This window comes from Bacillus paralicheniformis, assembly GCF_001042485.2.
GTDB classification, from domain to species: Bacteria; Bacillota; Bacilli; order Bacillales; family Bacillaceae; genus Bacillus; species Bacillus paralicheniformis.
In genome coordinates, this window is sequence record NZ_LBMN02000036.1 from 406219 (window position 1) to 425364 (window position 19146).

Below are 19146 nucleotides of genomic sequence, written 5' to 3' on the forward strand. Positions count from 1 at the left end.
CGTGCCAGTATAAAAAAAGCGGTTCGGTACTGTGATCCTGTTTACAGTTTGCATGATTTTGCACTCGTTTTGCAATTTATTGCATGCTATCTTTTGCAAGATTGTATTTATCCATTTTGTAATAGAGATTGCGGATACTGATTCCAAGCGCTTTTGCCGTTTTCGTTCTGTTGTATTGATGCTTTTCAAGCGTTTCTTTAATGACATGAGCTTCAAACCGTTCAACCGCATCAGACAGCTTTTCATCTTCAACCTCAGGGAAAGCTGCACCGGCTTCCGCCTTTTTATTCGGACGGTCTGCTTCAGGCAGGTGTTCGAGATCAATCCATTCCATTTGCGGTTTTAAAAAGATCATCGCCCGCTCGAGAACATTTTCAAGCTCTCTGACATTCCCCGGCCACTTCCGTGCTTTTAACGATTTGAGCGCGTTTTTCGTAAGCCCCTTTACATTACGTCCGTATTCTTGATTGATTTTCCCAATCAAATGCCTGCTCAAGGCTTCGATATCCTCTTTCCGCTGCCTGAGCGGCGGAATCGATATCGGATAGCGATTGATCCGGTAGTACAAGTCTTCGCGAAACCTGCCCTCAGCGAGCGCTTTTTCAATATTGACGTTTGTCGCTGCGATGACCCGGACGTTCACAGGGATCGGTTTGGTCCCGCCGACTCTGACAATTTCTTTTTCCTGAAGAACGCGGAGGAGCTTCGCTTGTGTGTTTTGCGTGAGCTCTCCGATTTCATCCAAGAAAATGCTGCCGTTGTTCGCCTCTTCAAAAAAACCTTTTTTCCCGCCGCGGCGCGCACCTGAAAAAGCGCCTTCTTCATAGCCGAACAGCTCTGATTCAAGCAGTGATTCCGAAATGGCCGCACAATTGACGCGGACAAACTTATTATACTTTCGGTCACTTTCGTTATGTATGGCATGGGCAAAAAGCTCTTTCCCCGTTCCTGATTCGCCTCTCAGCAAAATCGTCGCAGGCGTCTTCGCCCCCAATTTCGCCTGTTCCAGCGCGACGAGCATCTGCTCGCTTGACCCGATGATGTCGGCAAATGTATATTTCGCCTCAAGTGTGCGGATAATCTGGCGCGCTCTGTTCAGCTCGTTTGTGAGCGATTGAATTTCAGATACATCGTGAATGACGCCGACGCTCCCTTTTAAAATGCCGTCGACGATAATCGGCGCGACATTGACAATCACTTCTTTTTTATTAGGGCCGACTTTCATTCTGACCCCTCTGACAGGGCGCCTCGTTTCAAGCACTTTCAAATGCATGCTTTCCCCTTCGGATATGTCGGTATTGGCCGGCTTCCCGATCACCTGGTCTTTTGTCAGGCCCGTCATCTTTGTATACGCCCTGTTGATCATCATCCCGTTTCCGTTTTCATCAACGACCGATATCGCTTCATCCGAAGATTGAATGATCGCTTCAAGCATCGTTCTGACTTCCTTCAGGTTGGTCACCTCTTCAGCCAGCTCGACCGCATCGGTAATGTCCTTAAATATGCTGAGCGCCCCGAGCAGCGTCCCTCCGTCATCGATAATCGGAATTCTGGTCGTGACGATCTGCCTGTTCGGATGGAGAAATTGCTTTTGATGATACTCAGGCTCTCTCGTATTGAGAATGCGCGGCAGCTTCGTCGTCGGGATCACGCTTTGAATATGCTGGCCGATCGCTTCAGTGCGCTTTGTCCCTGTCATCACTTCCGCCATTTTGTTAAACAAAATGATCTCTTCGTTAATGTCAATAAAAATCATGCCGTCATTCATAGAGTTGAAAATACGGTCGTGTTTATACGTCTGCTCTTTTAACATTTGGATGAGCTGCTGCTTTTCGTTCATCAGCTGAGAGATGATATAAGCGAGCGATCCCGGCACCACGATCGTACTGTCGTGCTTTTTTCGCATCAGCTGCTTTAATACGCCGGCGTCTCCGGTCGTTTCAATGATGATATCGATCTGTTCTGTGATGTATGGCGTCCAATCGAGCGCCGTTTCGATATCGTTTTTTTGCGCGATGAAAAGCCCGGGCGCTTCCGGATTTTTATCGATGACCGCCTCGATATGCATCGTCTTTGTTTTCAGCAGCACATCCAAGAGAGCGGTCCCCCCTTTTCCAGCACCAACGATCAGTACTTTTTGCATCATCCCTTTACCCCTTTGTATGAAAAATTTTGCACACTTTCACGTTCACTTGCAACAATTTGCACAACATCTATGTTATCATGTTTTCCTTTCTTGACAAACTTTTTTTTCAAATAGACAATAAAGGTAAATCATTGGTAAGGGGATTCGTGTATGGGGAGAATGATCGCACTGTTCGTTTTGCTGATACCGGGAGGCCTGGCTGCTCTCGGAATTAAATTGATGCGCGATACTGTTTTCGGCGTTTTGATCAGCCCGTTTCAGATCCTTTGGCTTCAGGGGCTGGCGGGGTTCATATGCTTCGGAGGCGGCCTTTATTTATTAGGCGGATTTATTCTATACAGAGACAGAAAACGCAATCAAGTAAGCCCCCGCTTCAGAAAAAAGCAGAGCGGCCGCGAGGTGTGATCTCTGTGAACGGAAAGCAAAAAGCCGCAGATACTGTCTGCGGCTTTCAGATTGTTGACAAAATCCCAAAACGACTTTTAGTTTTGGGATTTTGTCATCCTTTCAGCGTGTCACATCTCAGCTTTTATTTTTAACGCTTTTTCGGGAAAATCGGTGAAGAAACCGTCAATCCCTTCAGCAATCAGTTTTTTCATCTCCTCTTCACGGTTGATGGTGAACGGCCTGACCGCTTTTTGTTTCAAATGGGCGTTTTTGATCATGTCAGCCGACATTGAACGGCGATACGGATGAAATCCTGAAGCCGGAATCATTTCAATGTACTCCTCCGGCTTGTAGATGACATCCATGTAAAGCGCGGCCAACTCGATACTTGGATTCAGTCTGCTGCATAACGCAAGGCTTTCATGATTGAATGATGAAAGAATGATCCGGTCTTGAAGGCCGTACGCCTCAATCATCGACATCACCTTTTCTTCCATTCCTTCATAACGGATAATGCTGTTTTTCAATTCCACATTGAGAAAAAATTCAGCATCTGCCGCCCACTCAAACACTTCTTCAAGGGTCGGCACCGGGACAGAGCCGGTTTTTTCGGAAAAACGGTGGCTTGCGTCTCCGCGCTTGATCTCCTCATATGTAAGATCCTTCACATATCCTTTCAGCGAAGTCGTCCTGTCAAGCTTTTCATCATGTATCACAACAAGACGTCCGTCTTTTGCCATTTGTACATCCAATTCGATGCCGTCTGCACCGATGGCCGCTGCGTGCTTAAACGCCGCCATTGTATTTTCGGGAAAAGTGCCGGAAGCTCCTCGGTGTGCAAATATTTTCGTCATCTCTGGTTCACCTCTACAAGAATTGCAAGTTTATATCCCATTATGAAGGTCTTACTGTTTTCTTTCCACACATAAGGCCTTTTTTAACATAAACATAACACAAGAACCCCGGTCATATACCGGGGTCCCTTCTGTTATTCATAATAAGCTGCGACAGCGTCAGCAATCGCGTCTGCCGCTTTTTCCTGATATTCCGGACTTTCGAGTTTATCTGCATCAGTTTTGTTCGTGATAAAGCCGAGTTCGACTAAAATACTCGGCATTTGAGAATTTTTGATGACATAAAACCCTGATTCTTTTACACCTCTGTCCCGAGTGCCAAGCGCATCCGGAAGGCGTTCTTGAATGTTAGACGCCAGCCGTTTGCTGTCAGCGGCTTGATACGCAGAATCGAAGTATGTTTCTGTACCGGACGCTTCCGGAACGGCCGAGTTTGCATGAATGCTGATCAGCAAGTCTGAAGCGTGCTTGCTCGCTTTGGCCACCCGGTCTTCCAGCGTCAAAAACGTATCATCCGTTCTTGAGGCGACCGTGTCGGCTCCTTCTTCCTTCAGCTTTTCATCAACCAGCTTTGCCACTTCAAGGTTGACATCTTTCTCAAGCAGCCCGTTTCCGACCGCACCGCTGTCTTCGCCCCCGTGACCTGCGTCAACATATACCGTCTTCCCGGAAAGCGGCTCAGCCGCAAAAGCAGCTGGAAAAACCGCAATAAACGAAAACAGCAGCAAAACAAAACTCCTCATTAACAGTTTCACGATTAGTTCCTCCTACAACCTTTTTGCAAACGATCATTCTTTCTCTTTCATATCTTCAAGTTGTAATGTTCCGTCCTCTGCTTTCGTGTACTCCACTTCCACCTTTGTATCATCCTTGATCCCTTTATATTTGTCCCGTTTTTCGGGAGGGACCTGAAACGTCGTTTCTTTGCCGTCAATATTGACGGCGACGGTATGCTGATCCGCCAAACCGACAAAGATGCCTTCTTTCACAAACGTTTCCCCGCCTGTTCCTTTTCGGCTCTCATCGCCGCTTTGCCCATTATGTTGCGTTGTCCCGCAGCCTGCCAATAGCAGCATAGCGAACAAAACAAGGATGACTCCTTTTTTCATGTCGACCACCTCGCCCGCTGAATTTTGCACACCCCGTACCTTATCTTTAATAGCCGGCAGCTGTAAAGCAGGCCGCTGTAGCAGATATTCGCCCGATTTACCCGTCCAATGCCCCAAGGATTTCCGAATTGTTAGAAGCCATCCGCTCAAAAACGTCTGTGAAAAACGGTCTATCCAAGGCGAAAAATGGTTGACATCTGGAAGAAATCAGATCTATTTCATCATTTTTATTTTTTTGTATAAAAAAACGTCTTTTTTCATAAGAAAAAAGACGTTTCATGCGGCTTTCGCTTTATATGATTCAATCTATGACGCCAATGCACCGGGCGTGAGACAAACTTTGAAAAATAGACGGATACACCGAAAGCTGGCTGCGTGCTATGTAGTTTTTGTCAGAACTTGCAGGAATGCAAGTACAAATATTCTTTTATTTTAAACATTTTTTAAAGCCCGGCTGCTTCATGACAAGCATTTAATCCTTCATAGCGGATGATGAGTAGCGCTGCTCCTTCCGCAGTTCTCATGCTTATATTTGCTGCTGCACATACTGCTTCCCGACCCTTGTTGACGGCGTGCAAGCATGTCCAAAAAGTGTACAAATTACATTTTTTAGTATTTTCAGATGTGCTGTTAGGGATGACTTCAAAACAGTACATTTACGAGCAAAAAAACGGCCTCGTTTATAAAAACGAGACCTTTAATTACTGTATTAAAACCCTTCGGATTGCAGCAAAATTTATCGCAATAAGGGCGAAATATTCATCGGTATTACGATAAACTATTCGTTAGAAACAGGTCGACAATTCAACGGTTAAATCTTCGTCAAAACTGCGCCATGTCAACGTTTAAGAAGCCTTATGCTCCAGTCTCAGCTTGTCTGCGACCATCGCGATGAATTCTGAATTCGTCGGCTTTGCTTTTGACATGCTGACTGTGTAGCCGAAAAGTGACGAAATCGAGTCGATATTGCCTCTGCTCCATGCGACTTCGATGGCGTGGCGAATCGCCCGTTCGACTCGGCTTGCAGTTGTGTTGAATTTTTTGGCGATATCCGGATAAAGCACTTTTGTAATGCTCCCGAGCAGTTCGATGTCATTATACACCATGGAGATGGCTTCCCTTAAGTATAAATAGCCTTTTATATGAGCGGGCACGCCGATCTCGTGGATGATGGTCGTGATGCTGGCATCCAGGTTTTTCTTCGGCGATTCCGGCTGCGGCCGAAGCACACTGCTTTGAGAGGACGGGGCACGGTGTGTCAATTGAGACCCGTTTCCGCTAACCTGGCGGATATGGCCGACTAAGTTCTCCATGTCAAAAGGCTTCAAAATAAAATACGACGCGCCCAAATCTACAGCTTTTTTCGTCACGTCTTCCTGACCGAACGCCGTCAGCATGATGACATTCGGCTGCTTTTTAAGCTGCGATTCCCTCAGCCTTTCAAGAACGGCCAATCCGTCGAGATGAGGCATAATAATATCCAGCACAAGCACATCGGGCTCCTTGTCTTTAAACAACGAAAGGCATTCCTGTCCGTTGTATGCGACACCAAGCACTTCCATGTCGCTTTGTCCCTCGATATATTCGCTTAATAGGCCGACAAGCTCCCTGTTATCATCAGCAACACATACTTTAATTTTCTCCACGTTTCTTCCTCCCCAATGTGTATGTTGATAAATTTCATCATTCTTTTTCTAATATGTTTAATTCGACAGCACCACTTTATTCCCTTTTTTAAAAAAGGATTTTTCCAATAATAGTGGTATATCTCGCTTTTTCTCTGTTTTTTTCTGATTTTCTCGATTTTTCGACTCGAAATGCGACTTGACAAACCGGGGAACGTGAATTTGTCGAAAAATCTTTTCTTCTTTCATTTTAACGCACAATGCGCAAGAAAAAAAGACGAAATCAAAAACTGCCGGAGGAATCCGGCAGTCAGCTTGCTTTTTCTTTTTTATAAATATCGATTCCCGCTTCAGACAGCATCCATTCAATATGCACGCCGTATCCGCTCGTCGGATCATTGACGAAAACGTGAGTTACAGCGCCAATGATCTTTCCGTTTTGGATGATCGGACTTCCGCTCATCCCTTGAACGATGCCTCCTGTTTTGCTCAACAGCCTCGGGTCGGTGATTTTCAGCACCATGCCTTTTGTGGCCGGAAACTTCTGAGGTGTCGTACTGACGACCTGAATATCGAATTTCTCGACTTTGTCGTTTTCGATAACCGTTAAAATTTGGGCAGGGCCTTCTTTTACTTCATCTGAAAATGCAATCGGAATGGCTTTGTCAGCGATGCGGTTTTTGATTGACTCGTGAAGCGTCCCGAAGATCCCGAATGGACTGTTTCTGTTGATATCACCGATCACTTTTCGTTCTGATGCGAAACGGGCCAGTTTCTCTCCGGGATTTCCGCCTGTTCCTTTTTCAATCGAGGTGACGGTCGATTTCACGATTTGCCCTTTTTCAACAACGATCGGTTTTTTCGTATCCATGTCTGAAATGACGTGACCAAGCGCTCCGTATTTTTTCGATTTCGGCTCGAAAAAAGTCATTGTGCCGATTCCTGCGGCAGAGTCCCTGATATATAAGCCGATTCTGTATTTATCTTCAGCCTGGTCTTTTTTCGGAATGAGCTTCGTTTTGATTTCTTGTTTATCTCTTTTAATCGACAGATGTAAGGTTTCTCCTGTTTTCCCGGCCTTTTGAATAAAAGGGGTAATGTCATTCATTTTTTCGATTTTCGTGCCATTGATTTCGGTGATAATGTCGCCTACCGCGATTCCGGCTGCTTCACCGGGCGATTTTTCGCCTTCAGAGGTATTGATTTGATGAAAACCCACGACCAATACGCCAACAGAGTGAAGCTTTACACCAATGGACTGCCCGCCGGGGACCACTTTCAAATCAGGCAGGACATTTACTTTTGTTTTTTTAACTGGAAATCCGGCAAAATCGTAGACGAGTTCTGCCTGTCCATTCTTTTCACCTTTTATTTCTACTTCGCTTTGATTTTCTTTCAGTGTGAATGCTTCCGATGATCCATCTTTCGGAGTACTGACGGATAAGCTCGTTTCAACCGCACGGGTACCCGTCTCAAAAATGTTCAAATTTTTTGGTATTACAATGTATTCTTTCACCGGTTTGTAAAATCCTACACTTATTAAAGAAACAAGGAGAATCATACCCACAGCTTTTCTGATTTTTTCAACATCCACCTTTTCACTCTCCTCGCACCTAACCCACACCATATAAAATTTCTTTCGCTACATTCATTACTTTTGCCTTTCGGACAGCGATTTATAACTGCGGACGGAAGAAAATCATTGGATAAAATGATAAGAATGAGTTTGTATAAGAAAATGCCGACAAAAAAATAAGCTGTTCAGAATGAACAGCTTATCCGGTAGTTTTAACAAGCTTAGCTTGGTTCAAAAGTTCTTTCGCATGGCGCTTCGTCAAATCCGTTACTTCAACACCGGCGATCATCCGGCCGATTTCCGCTATTTTTTCCTGTTTTGACAACGGTGTGACGCTTGTCGTCGTTCTCCCGTCTTTCGACTGTTTCGTGATCAAAAGGTGGGTGTCAGCCATCGCGGCCACCTGCGGCAAGTGGGTAATGCATAAAACTTGAGAACCGATCGAGACGCGGTGTATTTTTTCGGCGATCGCCTGTGCGACTCTGCCGCTTACACCCGTATCCACTTCATCGAAAATGATCGATGTGACATCCTGCTGAGCAGAGAAAATGCTTTTCATGGCCAGCATGATTCTTGACAGCTCTCCTCCAGATGCAACCTTTGACAAAGATTTGAGCGGTTCTCCCGTGTTTGTTGAGATTAGGAAATGGACGGTATCAATGCCGTGCTTTGTGAGCTGAACCGGCATACCGTTGACGACGGGTGCATCATCATCCCGTTCCGCTTTTTTCACCTGGAATTCCGTATCGAATGTCGATTTTTCCATATACAGATCTTTCAGTTCCTGCTGAATCTGTTTGGCCAGTTTTTCCGCCCATTTTTTTCTGATTTCGGACACATTGGCGGCTTCAATCGCCACATCCTTGCCGATTGATTCGAGGCGGGATTTTAAAGCCTGCAAGTGGCTGTCCCGGTTTTCGATCCGGTCGATCTCTTCCTCTATCTTAGCCGAATAAGCTTGGATATCTTCGACAGTAGCGCCGTATTTGCGTTTCAGCTGTTTGATTTCGTTTAATCGCGATTCGATATAATCGAGGCGCTCGGGGTCGTATTCGAGTTCATCCAGCATATTTCTGATCTGAAAAGTTGAATCTTCGAGAATGTAGTATGCGTTGGCTACGGATTCAGATACTTTATTGAGCCCTTCATTGATGCCTGAGACGTTTTCAAGCTCGCTTGAAGCCATGCCGACCCAGTCAAGCCCAGCCTGCTCGTTGCGTAGCGCATTATAGGCATTTTGCAGAGCTTCGTATATTTTTTCGAAATTAGCGATTTGACGGCGCTCTTCCTGAAGAAGTTCGTCCTCTTTCGGCTCAAGGTTTGCAGATTCGATTTCATCAAGCTGGAACTGTATTAAATCGAGTCTGTGAGCCATTTCCTGCTCGCTTTCAGAAAGCTCTTTCACCTTTTTCATGACGTCCATGTAGCGGCTGTAAACTTCCTGATACGCTTTTAGAGCATGCTCGATTTCTTCTCCTGCAAACCTGTCCAGAAGCTGAAGATGGTGCTCATCCTCCATCAGCAGCTGATTGTCGTGCTGCCCGTGTATGTCAAGCAGCAGTCTGCCGACTTCCCGCAAAGCGGCAATGGTGACAAGTTTTCCATTGACGCGGCAGATGCTCTTGCCGTTTGCGTTAATATCTCTCCTCATAACGATCATGTCATCCGAGGCTTCAATCCCCAGTTCTGTGCACAAATCAAAAACCGGATGACCGCTGTCAAGGAGGAAAAGCCCTTCCAATTCGGCTCTTTTTTCGCCATACCTGACATATTCGGACGAGCCGCGGCCTCCGACAAGCAAAGAGACGGCGTCGATGATGATCGATTTTCCGGCCCCGGTTTCACCGGTCAGAACCGTCAGCCCTTTTTCAAAAGAAACGGTTAATTCTTCGATAATGGCAAAGTTTTTGATCGATAATTCAGCTAACAAGCTTTCATGACACCTCTTTTCAGGCCTTCGTTTATAAAAGCTCCAATATTTTCTTCTGTACGATTTTGGTATCATCATGCGTCCGGCAGATGATCAAAATGGTATCATCTCCGCAGATCGTTCCCATGATTTCTTCCCAATCCAAATTGTCCATCAGCGCCCCGATCGCCTGCGCGTTGCCCGGCATTGTTTTTAAAACGATCAGATGGCTGGCTGAGTCGATTTTGACAAATGCGTCCATCAATGATCTTTTTAATTTGGAAAGGGGATTAAAGCGCTGATCAGCAGGCAGGCTGTATTTGTAGGAACCGTTGTTTGTCGGCACCTTGACCAAATGAAGCTCTTTAATGTCCCGCGAGACGGTGGCCTGCGTCACATTATAGCCGTCTTTCTTTAAAATATCGACAAGCTCATCCTGCGTTTCAATTTCATTAGCGGTGATAATCTCCCTGATTTTAATATGCCTTTGACCTTTGTTCATTTCACACCTCGTTTTATACACAAATTGTGTATGTTTATACATTTATGTTAAATGATTTTGTCGGAAAAGTACATGTTTGCAGTAAAAAAGGAATAATAGCCCACTATTATTCCTTTTTGCGTGCCGGCCACCCTCGCATTCGCCGTACGGCTCTCAAGGGTTTTTAATCACGCGGATCCGTTTTTTTCGCTTTTAATGTCTTGTGAGCTTCTTCGACAATTTGATTGATCGTTTCTTCTGCTATCGGCGTGCCAGGTTGCTCTTCTCCGTCCCAATGCAAATGGAGAAGGAATTCGATGTTGCCGTCGCCGCCGGTAATCGGCGAAAACGAGGCGTTTCGACAGTCGTATCCTTCCAGAGCCGCAAACCGGCTGATGTCATCAAGCACAGCTTTATGGACGAGGGGATCGCGGACGATTCCTTTTTTCCCGACGGATTCCCGCCCTGCTTCAAACTGCGGTTTGACGAGAGCGATGCAGTCGCTTCCCGGCACTAAAATGCTCTTAAGCACAGGCAGGATGATTTTCAGAGAGATAAAAGAGACATCGATCGTCGCGAACTCCGGCAGTCCTTCCGTAAAATCGGCAGGTGTGCAATACCGGAAATTGGTGCGTTCCATCACCACAACCCGCTCATCCTGCCTCAGCTTCCAGGCGAGCTGATTATACCCGACATCAACGGCGTATGAGCGGAGAGCGCCGTTTTGCAGCGCGCAGTCTGTGAAGCCGCCGGTAGAAGAGCCGATGTCAATCATCAGCTTGCCTTGAACGGAAAGCTGAAACTCTTTTAATGCTTTTTCAAGTTTTAATCCGCCTCTTGAGACGTATTTTAACGGGTTTCCTTTAACGGTCAGCGGAATCGTGCGGTCAACCTTTTCGCCCGGCTTGTCCAGTCTGTTTTCATTCGTATAGACGATGCCGGCCATGATGGCTCTTTTCGCTTTTTCCCGCGTTTCCATTAACCCTCTTTCTACTAATAAAACGTCGAGCCGTTCTTTTTTTCCTGTCATGATCCAATTCCTTTATGAGTCTTTACGGGCGTCAAGAGTCTTATTCGTCTGATGACGTCTTCTTTTGTCATTCCGATCTCTTCCAGAAGCTTGGCGACGCTGCCATGTTCAATAAATTGATCAGGTATCCCCATCCTGTCAATGATCGGGCTGTAAGACTGATGTTCATGGGCATACTCAAGGATCGAGCTGCCGAATCCGCCTTGAAGCACAGCCTCTTCGATCGTTAAAATCGGAAGCCCCTCGTTCAGGATTTCCATCAGCATGTTTTCGTCAAGCGGCTTGATAAAACGGGCGTTAACCACTCTGACCGAACGTCCTTCTTTCTGCAGCTCCTCCGCGGCAGCAAGCGCCATCGGAATGGTGGTGCCGAATGTTAAAATGACCGCGTCTGTCCCGGGTCTCAGCACTTCCCACGTTCCGATCGGGATCGTTTTCAATTCTTTATCCATTTTGACGCCGAGTCCGTTTCCGCGCGGAAAGCGCATGGCAATCGGGCCGTCATCGTATTTGACAGCCGTGTTGACCATGTGCTGGCCTTCGTTTTCGTCTTTCGGCATCATGAGAACCAAATTCGGAATATGCCGTAAAAAAGCAATGTCAAACACGCCCTGGTGTGTTTCCCCATCAGCGCCGACTAGGCCCGCTCTGTCAATGCCGATAAATACATTTAGGTTTTGCCGGCAAATATCATGGACAACCTGGTCATAAGCGCGCTGAAGAAATGTCGAATAGATCGCCAGAAACGGCTTCATATTCTGAGTCGCGAGACCAGCCGCCATCGTTGCCGCATGCTGTTCCGCAATGCCGACATCAAACATGCGCTCCGGAAACTCGCTCGCAAACCCTTCAAGTTTTGAACCGACAGGCATGGCCGGAGTAATGGCTACAATCCTTTCATCCTCGCGGGCAAGCTTCCTGACCGTTTCGCTTACGAGCGCGCTCCATGATGGCGCAGCGGCTTTCGGCTTAACAAAATCACCGGTATCGATTTTATATGGGCCGGTTCCGTGCCATGTGCCGGTTTTATCGGTTTCCGCAGGCTTATAGCCTTTTCCTTTTTTCGTAATAACGTGGAGGAGTACCGGGCCTTTCGTCTTTTTCGCATACTGCATGTTTTCAAACAGTTCATCATAGGAATGACCGTCTACAGGCCCTAAATACGTAAATCCGAGCTCTTCAAAGAACATCCCGGATACCAGCAGGTATTTCAGGCTGTCTTTGATCCGCTCGGCTGTAGCGGCAAGCTTCCCGCCAACAGCAGGAATCCGCTTGAACAAATACTCAAGCTCATCTTTGACCCATTGATATTTTCCGGCTGTGCGCAGCCTTCCGAGCATGGAATGAATCGCTCCGACGTTTGGAGCGATGCTCATTTCGTTGTCATTCAAAATGACAATCATATCTTTTTGCTCATGGCCGATATGGTTAAGCGCTTCAAGAGCCATGCCGCCGGTCAGTGCACCGTCTCCGATGATCGGGATGATATATTCGTTTGTCCCTTTCAAGTCTCTCGCAGCTGCCATCCCCATCGCACCGGAGAGAGAAGTCGAACTGTGGCCCGTTTCCCAGACATCATGTTCGCTTTCATTCCGCTTTGGAAAACCGCACAGTCCTTTATGCTGACGCAGGGTGGCGAAGTCCTTTCCGCGGCCGGTCAGCAGTTTATGGACATACGATTGATGCCCCACATCCCACAAAAACTTATCTTTCGGGCTGTTAAATTCTTTATGCAATGCAATGGTAAGCTCGACAACGCCGAGATTCGGACCAATGTGCCCTCCGGATTCAGAAAGCGTTTCAATTAAAAAACGGCGAATTTCAGCGCTCAAGCTTTCCAGTTCTTGATTTGAAAGGTTCTTCAAAAATGCAGGGTCCTTTATCGATAACAGATCCAATCGGATCAACTCACTTTCAGCATGATTTCTGCAAGTATGCGCCTTGCTTCATTTTAAGTTTCAGCTTGAATTATTATATGACGAATTCATCCCCATGCGCAAACTTGCATATGCGGACGCTTCGTTTGAAAAAACAGCCGCTAACACAACGTGATAACGGCGCGGCGTTTTAGAGTTCAACTCTTTATATTTTAGCATAATAAGCCTTTGATGCTCAAATGGAAGCCCTGTATCAATGATCCCTTGCGGCAATCATATCGCAAAACTCGTACATAAGCTCTTTTTCAAGCGGAAGCTCTGAAATCAGCCGTTTTGCTTTTTCAATATGTTCATCAAGCTTTTGGCTGGCGCCCTCAAGCGAAAGGAGCGACGGATAGGTCGATTTTCCGTTTGTCTCGTCAGATCCGATCCGTTTGCCGATTTTATCCTCTGATCCTTCAAGGTCGAGAATGTCATCTCTGATCTGGAAGCCGATGCCGATATGATGGCTGAATTCGCGGAGCTTTTCGATCTCTTTTTCAGATGCATCTGCTAGAATCGCCCCCGCGATGACGCTGAAGCTGAGGAGTTTAGCCGTTTTTCCTTCGTGAATCCGCTGCAGTTCATCAAGAGAGACAGACTTTGATTCCGCTTCCATATCTAAAATTTGACCGCCGACCATGCCTTCAGCCCCCGCTGCCGATATCAGCTCATTCACCAGTCTGATGCGTTTTTCAGCAGATACATCAGAAGGCATATTGGAAGTGATCATTTTGAAACTTTCGGTTAATAAGGCATCTCCGGCGAGAATGGCCGTCGCTTCCCCGTATATTTTATGGTTTGTCGGCTTTCCCCTTCTGAGGTCATCGTCATCCATACAAGGGAGATCGTCATGGATTAATGAATACGTATGGATCATTTCAACCGCGCACCCTACCGGAATTCCGGCTTCTTCGTCTTTTCCGTACGCATGAAGAAGCGCAAGTACCAAAATCGGTCTCAGCCGTTTCCCTCCGGCTTCCAATGAGTACAGCATGGATTTCTTAAGGATGGACGGCGCTCGTAGGTCTTTAATATACATCGGAAGGCGTTCTTCAATTACTGTTTTTCTCGATTTTAAAAATCCGTCAAGTTTACCGGTCACCTTTTTCCTCCTCCCGAACACTGAAAGGAGCTAATTCCCCATTTTCCCGCAAAATGTAGTCCATCTGCTTTTCGACATTTTGCAGTTTTTCGTGGCACATTTTCGAAAGAGCCATCCCTTCCTGGAAGTAGTCGATCGCCTTTTCCAAAGGCACATCCCCTTCTTCAAGCTTTGATACGATCTGTTCCAGATCTTTCATCGCCTCTTCAAATGTCAGGTCTTCCCGGTTTGTTTTGTTTTCTTCAGCCATTTGTTTCGCCTCTCTTTTGCAGTACCTCACAGGTCAGCGTCCCATCGTTTAATGTGACGCGGATCTCGTCTTTTTCATGAACCTGTTCAATACTTTTAATCAATTCGTTTTCTTTATATGTCAAACTGTACCCTCTTTCCATCACTTGGAGAGGGCTTAATGCATTCAGTTTACCAAGAACCGTTTGAAACTGCGAGTGAATCTGCTTAAGCTGCACATCCATATTCCGCTTCAGCCGGACTGTCTGCTCTTCATGCCTCTTTCTCGCTTGTTTAAGCTGCTCCTCGGGATGAAGCATCTCCAGCTTGTATGTCTGTTCGTTCAGTTTTTGTTTTTTGCGTTCAACGGTCATCGCCAGCTGTTTTTGGAAACGGTCGAATATCAGGTCGAATTCCTGTTCCTTTTGGTGATACAGCCGTTTCGGGTAGCGGAAGGCATAAGAGGACTGGAGGGTTTTCACGCGCTCCTGCCGCTTTCTTAAATCCTGCTTCATCGATTTTGCAATTCTCGCTTCGAGCGTTTTCAGACGCTCCAGCAAATCAAGCATATTAGGTACGGCCTGTTCGGCCGCTCCCGTCGGGGTCGCCGCGCGCAAATCCGCAACAAAATCGCTGATTGTAAAATCCGTTTCATGCCCGACGGCGGAAATGATCGGAATGTCGGAAGAAAAAATGGCCCTGGCGACAGCCTCTTCATTAAATGCCCACAGCTCTTCGATCGATCCCCCTCCGCGTCCGACGATTAATACATCGCATAAATCTCTGCGGTTAGCCTCTTTGATGCTGCTGACGATGGACTCGCCCGCGTTTACTCCTTGAACGAGCGTTGGAAAGACGATCACTTTTACAAGGGGGTATCTTCTTTTAATGGTGGTGATCACATCGCGTACAGCCGCTCCGGTTGGAGATGTGACAACACCGACGACGGATGGGAACGCGGGGATGGGTTTCTTATGTTTTTCATCAAACAAGCCTTCTTGCGACAGCTTTTTCTTAAGTTCTTCATACGCGAGATGAAGCGCACCTATGCCGTCAGGCTGTATTTCTTTCGCATAGAGCTGATAATTGCCGCTCGGTTCATATACCGAAATGCCGCCTCTCACCAATACCTTCATCCCGTTTTCAGGGGTAAAGGCGAGATTTCTGTTTTGTCTGGCGAACATGACGGATTGAATGCGGGCGTTATCATCTTTCAGTGTAAAATAAATATGGCCTCTGCTATGTATTTTAACATTTGACAGCTCGCCCTTGATCCAAATATCTTCAAGATGGGGGTCCACGTCAAATTTGCGCTTAATATATTTTGTCAAAGCCGTGACCGTGACAAATGAAATTTCACTCATGGCACAGTCTCCTTTCTAAGAAGGCACAAGCACGTTCATCCGCCGGCGCGAGACCAGGCGGATGAACGGCTGTACATTAAAGTTAAATTGTACGCTTCGCTGATTTAACCGTGTTATGGGCCAGCATTGTAATCGTCATCGGACCGACACCGCCCGGTACGGGTGTAATATAGGAAGCCTTTTCCTTCGCTTCTTCAAAATCGACATCACCGACGAGCTTTCCGTTGTCAAGGCGGTTAACGCCGACATCAATGACAACGGCTCCCTCTTTCATTTGATCCGCTTTGATGAAATTCGCCTTTCCGACAGCGACAATCAGAATGTCGGCTTTTTTTGTGTGAGCCGTAATGTCGGCCGTTCTTGAATGGCAGTACGTAACGGTTGCGTTTTCGTTCAAGAGCAGCTGCCCTACCGGCTTTCCGACGATATTGCTTCGCCCGACGACAACAACCTCTTTTCCCGACAGATCAATCTCGGTTTTCTTTAAAAGCTCCACGATGCCCGCAGGCGTGCAAGGCAGAAATGTATCTTCGCCAAGCAGCATCTTTCCTACGTTTAATGGATGAAAACCGTCAACATCTTTGTCAGGGGATATTCTTTCAATCACCGCTTGTTCGGAAATATGATCCGGAAGAGGCAGCTGGACAAGAATTCCGTGAAAGTCGTTATTTTGGTTGTACTGGTCAATTACTTCAAGAAGTTCCTGTTCAGAGAAACTTGCATCGAAATGATCCAGCTGAAAACGAATCCCCATGGCTTCAGCTGCTTTTTTCTTTCCCCGTACATATGAAAGAGACGCCGGATCATCACCAATTAAAATAACGGCCAGTCCCGGGGTCACTCCTTGTTTTTTCAGCTCTTCAACTTCCTTGGCCAGCTGCCCGCGCTTTTCCTTTGCTGTTTCTTTCCCGTCGATGATGGTTGCTGTCATTTGCTCTCCTCCTAGATTATTCAAGATCGGATTTAATGTTAGAAAGAACACCGTTTACAAACTTCGCCGACTTGTCATCTCCAAATTGCTTGGCCAGTTCAATCGCTTCATTCATAGAGACGTTGACAGGTATGTCTTCTAAAAAAATCATTTCGTAGGCGGACAAACGCAAAATCGCGCGGTCGACATTCGCTAGCCTGTCAAGCTTCCAATTGACGAGATGCCGTTTGATCATCTCATCGATTTTCTCTTTGTTCTCTAAGACCCCGTAAACAAGCTGCTCGAAAAAAGCGTCGCTTTCCTGCCCGTCCAAGGCGTGCTGCATCGCTTCATTCGGTTCTGTATCACTGACATCAATCTGGAATAGTGACTGCAAAGCCTTTTCTCTTGCTGTTCTTCTTTTCATTCTTTCTTTTTCTCCTTTAACCCTCTTTGCCGCTTGCCGTTTAAGCCACAAAGAGATCATATCATATTTTTAGTCTTTCCGCATGCAAAAATCGCGGTTTTATCGTCAATAACCGAATAATAAGAAACAAACATTTGTTATCATTCGTTTTTCGAACTTCTTTGCAAACTTTCCGGTTCCTCTTATTTTTGGTCGATAACAGCGGAAAGATGCTTTTAAACGTCATTTTTTAAAACGGAACATGAAAAAACCAAAGGGCCGTCATTCCCCTTGGTTCTTCCACTTCACCGCACTACATCTCTTGATCGACTTCCACCTCGTGCGTTTTTGAATCGAATTGAATGCCAACGATGTGAATATTGATTTCATTAATCGAAAGAGCTGTCATATTGAGAAGCGTCTGGCGGATATTATCCTGAACGGCATTTGCAACTTTAGGAATCGAAACACCAAACATCATCACGCAATAAACATCAATGATAATTCCGTCATCTGACAAATCAACTTTGACGCCTTTGCCGTGATTCTTTTTTCCAAACCGTTCCACGACACCTGTCGCAAAATTGCCGCGCATTTCAGCTACGCCTTCAACTTCGGAAGCTGCGATTCCGGCAATGACTTCGATGACTTCCGGAGCGATTTCCACTTTTCCTAAATGATTGTCTTCATGGCTCATTTCCAATAAGCTGTTGTCGTCTTTCAATATGTTCACCTCCGTTAAAATTACGACCCCATTACATCATATATTTCTAAAAACTTCGTATTGAATTCTCCGCTTACGAATGTTTCGTGCTCGAGCAGTTTCAGATGGAACGGTATCGTCGTATGAACGCCTTCGATGACGAATTCGCTCAACGCTCTTTTCATTCTTGATACAGCTTCTTCCCTCGTCTTACCGTATGTGATGACTTTTGCAATCATGCTGTCGTAATAAGGAGGAATCGAGTATCCCGGATAAGCCGCAGAATCCACTCTGACGCCGAGCCCGCCCGGAGGCAGATACATCTCGATTTTTCCCGGAGAAGGCATGAAGTTTTTCTCAGGGTTTTCCGCATTAATCCGGCATTCGATGGCCCAGCCGTTAAAAGTGACTTCATCTTGGGTGAGGGCTAATTTTTCACCTGACGCCACTCTGATCTGCTCTTTAATCAAATCAACGCCCGTCACCATCTCTGTTACCGGATGCTCAACCTGAATGCGCGTGTTCATTTCCATAAAGTAGAACTTCTGCTCGCGGTAATCGTAGATAAATTCAACTGTTCCCGCGCCCGTGTACTTAACGGCTTCAGCCGCTTTGACAGCCGCCTGCCCCATTTGCTCCCTGATTCCTTCATCAAGCGCAGGTGAAGGAGTTTCTTCAAGCAGCTTTTGGAGCCTTCTTTGGATTGAACAGTCGCGTTCACCCAAGTGAATCGTATTTCCGTGTGTGTCCGCAAGCACTTGGATCTCGACGTGTCTGAAGTCTTCAATGTACTTTTCAATGTACACACCCGGATTGCCGAAAGCGGTGGCCGCTTCCTGCTGAGTGATTTTAATGCCGTTGATCAGTTCTTCTTCCGTACGGGCGACCCTGATTCCTTTTCCGCCGCCCCCGGCAGTTGCCTTTATAATGACAGGATACCCTATATCGCGCGCTAATGAAACCGCATCTTCAATATCTTCAATAATTCCTTTGGAACCCGGTACGATCGGAACGCCAGCCTGCTGCATCGTTTCCCTGGCAACATCCTTTGTCCCCATCTTAGAGATCGCGTCTGCTGTCGGACCGACGAAGGTTACGTTTACCTCTTCGCAAAGCTCGGCAAAATCGGCGTTTTCCGCCAGGAAACCGTAGCCCGGGTGAATCGCATCAGCGCCGGTCATTTTGGCGACGCTGACGATGTTCGTTATATTCAAGTAGCTGTCTTTTGATAGCTTAGGTCCGATGCAAAATGCTTCATCAGCCATCTGAACATGGAGCGCCTCTCTGTCGGCCTCGGAAAAGACGGCTACTGTATCGATCCCCAGTTCTTTACAAGCTCTGATAATTCTGACAGCAATTTCTCCCCTGTTCGCAATTAATAGCTTTTTGATCATCTT

General features: G+C 46.4%; 18 protein-coding genes. 1 reads left to right on the forward strand and 17 read right to left on the reverse strand.

The features are described 5' to 3' along the window. Window positions 1–76: 76 nt before the first annotated feature. The gene (locus tag ACH97_RS20845; protein ID WP_050821077.1) at window positions 77–2143 is read right to left on the reverse strand and encodes a sigma-54 interaction domain-containing protein; all 2067 of its coding nucleotides are present in this window, start codon (window positions 2141–2143) and stop codon (window positions 77–79) included. Between the two features lie 153 nt (window positions 2144–2296). Here ACH97_RS20845 and ACH97_RS20850 point away from each other — a divergent pair, with 153 nt between their 5' ends. Next, window positions 2297–2551 (forward strand): DUF2627 domain-containing protein, encoded by a 255-nt coding sequence (locus ACH97_RS20850; RefSeq protein WP_048350556.1) that lies wholly within the window; start codon window positions 2297–2299, stop codon window positions 2549–2551. Window positions 2552–2661: 110 nt separating this feature from the next. Here the strand turns inward: ACH97_RS20850 and ACH97_RS20855 are convergent, their stop codons facing one another. The 16 genes from ACH97_RS20855 to accC form a co-directional block, all read right to left on the reverse strand. Beyond that, window positions 2662–3387 carry a glycerophosphodiester phosphodiesterase gene (locus ACH97_RS20855; RefSeq protein ID WP_048349991.1) on the reverse strand — a complete coding sequence of 242 codons (726 nt, stop codon included), beginning with the start codon at window positions 3385–3387 and terminating at the stop codon, window positions 2662–2664. Window positions 3388–3521: 134 nt separating this feature from the next. After that, a complete protein-coding gene (locus tag ACH97_RS20860) occupies window positions 3522–4142 on the reverse strand; it encodes an N-acetylmuramoyl-L-alanine amidase family protein (RefSeq protein WP_048349990.1) in 621 nt (206 codons plus the stop codon). Window positions 4143–4175: 33 nt separating this feature from the next. Then, entirely contained in the window at window positions 4176–4496 is a 321-nt protein-coding gene (locus ACH97_RS20865) for a membrane lipoprotein lipid attachment site-containing protein (protein ID WP_048349989.1), read from the reverse strand. Window positions 4497–5341: 845 nt separating this feature from the next. Then, window positions 5342–6142, reverse strand: a complete 801-nt coding sequence (gene spo0A, locus ACH97_RS20875; RefSeq protein WP_003183361.1) for a sporulation transcription factor Spo0A — start codon at window positions 6140–6142, stop codon at window positions 5342–5344. 289 nt (window positions 6143–6431) lie between these two features. Then, a complete protein-coding gene (gene spoIVB / locus ACH97_RS20880; protein WP_230459179.1) occupies window positions 6432–7682 on the reverse strand; it encodes a SpoIVB peptidase in 1251 nt (416 codons plus the stop codon). A gap of 214 nt (window positions 7683–7896) precedes the next feature. Then, complete coding sequence (gene recN / locus ACH97_RS20885) at window positions 7897–9627, reverse strand: DNA repair protein RecN (RefSeq protein WP_048349987.1); 1731 nt, start codon at window positions 9625–9627, stop codon at window positions 7897–7899. A 31-nt stretch (window positions 9628–9658) separates the two neighbouring features. Beyond that, complete coding sequence (gene ahrC, locus ACH97_RS20890) at window positions 9659–10108, reverse strand: transcriptional regulator AhrC/ArgR (RefSeq protein WP_020452129.1); 450 nt, start codon at window positions 10106–10108, stop codon at window positions 9659–9661. 163 nt (window positions 10109–10271) lie between these two features. After that, entirely contained in the window at window positions 10272–11117 is an 846-nt protein-coding gene (locus ACH97_RS20895; protein ID WP_048349986.1) for a TlyA family RNA methyltransferase, read from the reverse strand. Beyond that, entirely contained in the window at window positions 11114–13015 is a 1902-nt protein-coding gene (dxs, locus tag ACH97_RS20900; protein ID WP_023855166.1) for a 1-deoxy-D-xylulose-5-phosphate synthase, read from the reverse strand. Before dxs ends, ACH97_RS20895 begins: the two co-directional genes overlap by 4 nt. 232 nt (window positions 13016–13247) lie before the next feature. Next, entirely contained in the window at window positions 13248–14138 is an 891-nt protein-coding gene (locus tag ACH97_RS20905; RefSeq protein WP_048349985.1) for a polyprenyl synthetase family protein, read from the reverse strand. Continuing rightward, window positions 14128–14388, reverse strand: a complete 261-nt coding sequence (locus ACH97_RS20910; RefSeq protein ID WP_048349984.1) for an exodeoxyribonuclease VII small subunit — start codon at window positions 14386–14388, stop codon at window positions 14128–14130. Before ACH97_RS20910 ends, ACH97_RS20905 begins: the two co-directional genes overlap by 11 nt. Continuing rightward, window positions 14381–15730, reverse strand: a complete 1350-nt coding sequence (gene xseA / locus ACH97_RS20915; protein ID WP_048349983.1) for an exodeoxyribonuclease VII large subunit — start codon at window positions 15728–15730, stop codon at window positions 14381–14383. The genes ACH97_RS20910 and xseA overlap by 8 nt, the downstream gene beginning before the upstream one ends. A gap of 82 nt (window positions 15731–15812) precedes the next feature. Beyond that, window positions 15813–16661, reverse strand: a complete 849-nt coding sequence (gene folD / locus ACH97_RS20920; protein WP_020452135.1) for a bifunctional methylenetetrahydrofolate dehydrogenase/methenyltetrahydrofolate cyclohydrolase FolD — start codon at window positions 16659–16661, stop codon at window positions 15813–15815. 16 nt (window positions 16662–16677) lie between these two features. Beyond that, window positions 16678–17067, reverse strand: a complete 390-nt coding sequence (nusB, locus tag ACH97_RS20925; protein ID WP_020452136.1) for a transcription antitermination factor NusB — start codon at window positions 17065–17067, stop codon at window positions 16678–16680. Between the two features lie 292 nt (window positions 17068–17359). Beyond that, window positions 17360–17743 carry an Asp23/Gls24 family envelope stress response protein gene (locus ACH97_RS20930; protein WP_031304734.1) on the reverse strand — a complete coding sequence of 128 codons (384 nt, stop codon included), beginning with the start codon at window positions 17741–17743 and terminating at the stop codon, window positions 17360–17362. Between the two features lie 47 nt (window positions 17744–17790). Continuing rightward, window positions 17791–19143: an acetyl-CoA carboxylase biotin carboxylase subunit gene (accC, locus tag ACH97_RS20935; protein WP_020452138.1), complete on the reverse strand. Its 1353-nt coding sequence runs from the start codon at window positions 19141–19143 to the stop codon at window positions 17791–17793. Between the last annotated feature and the right edge of the window lie 3 nt (window positions 19144–19146).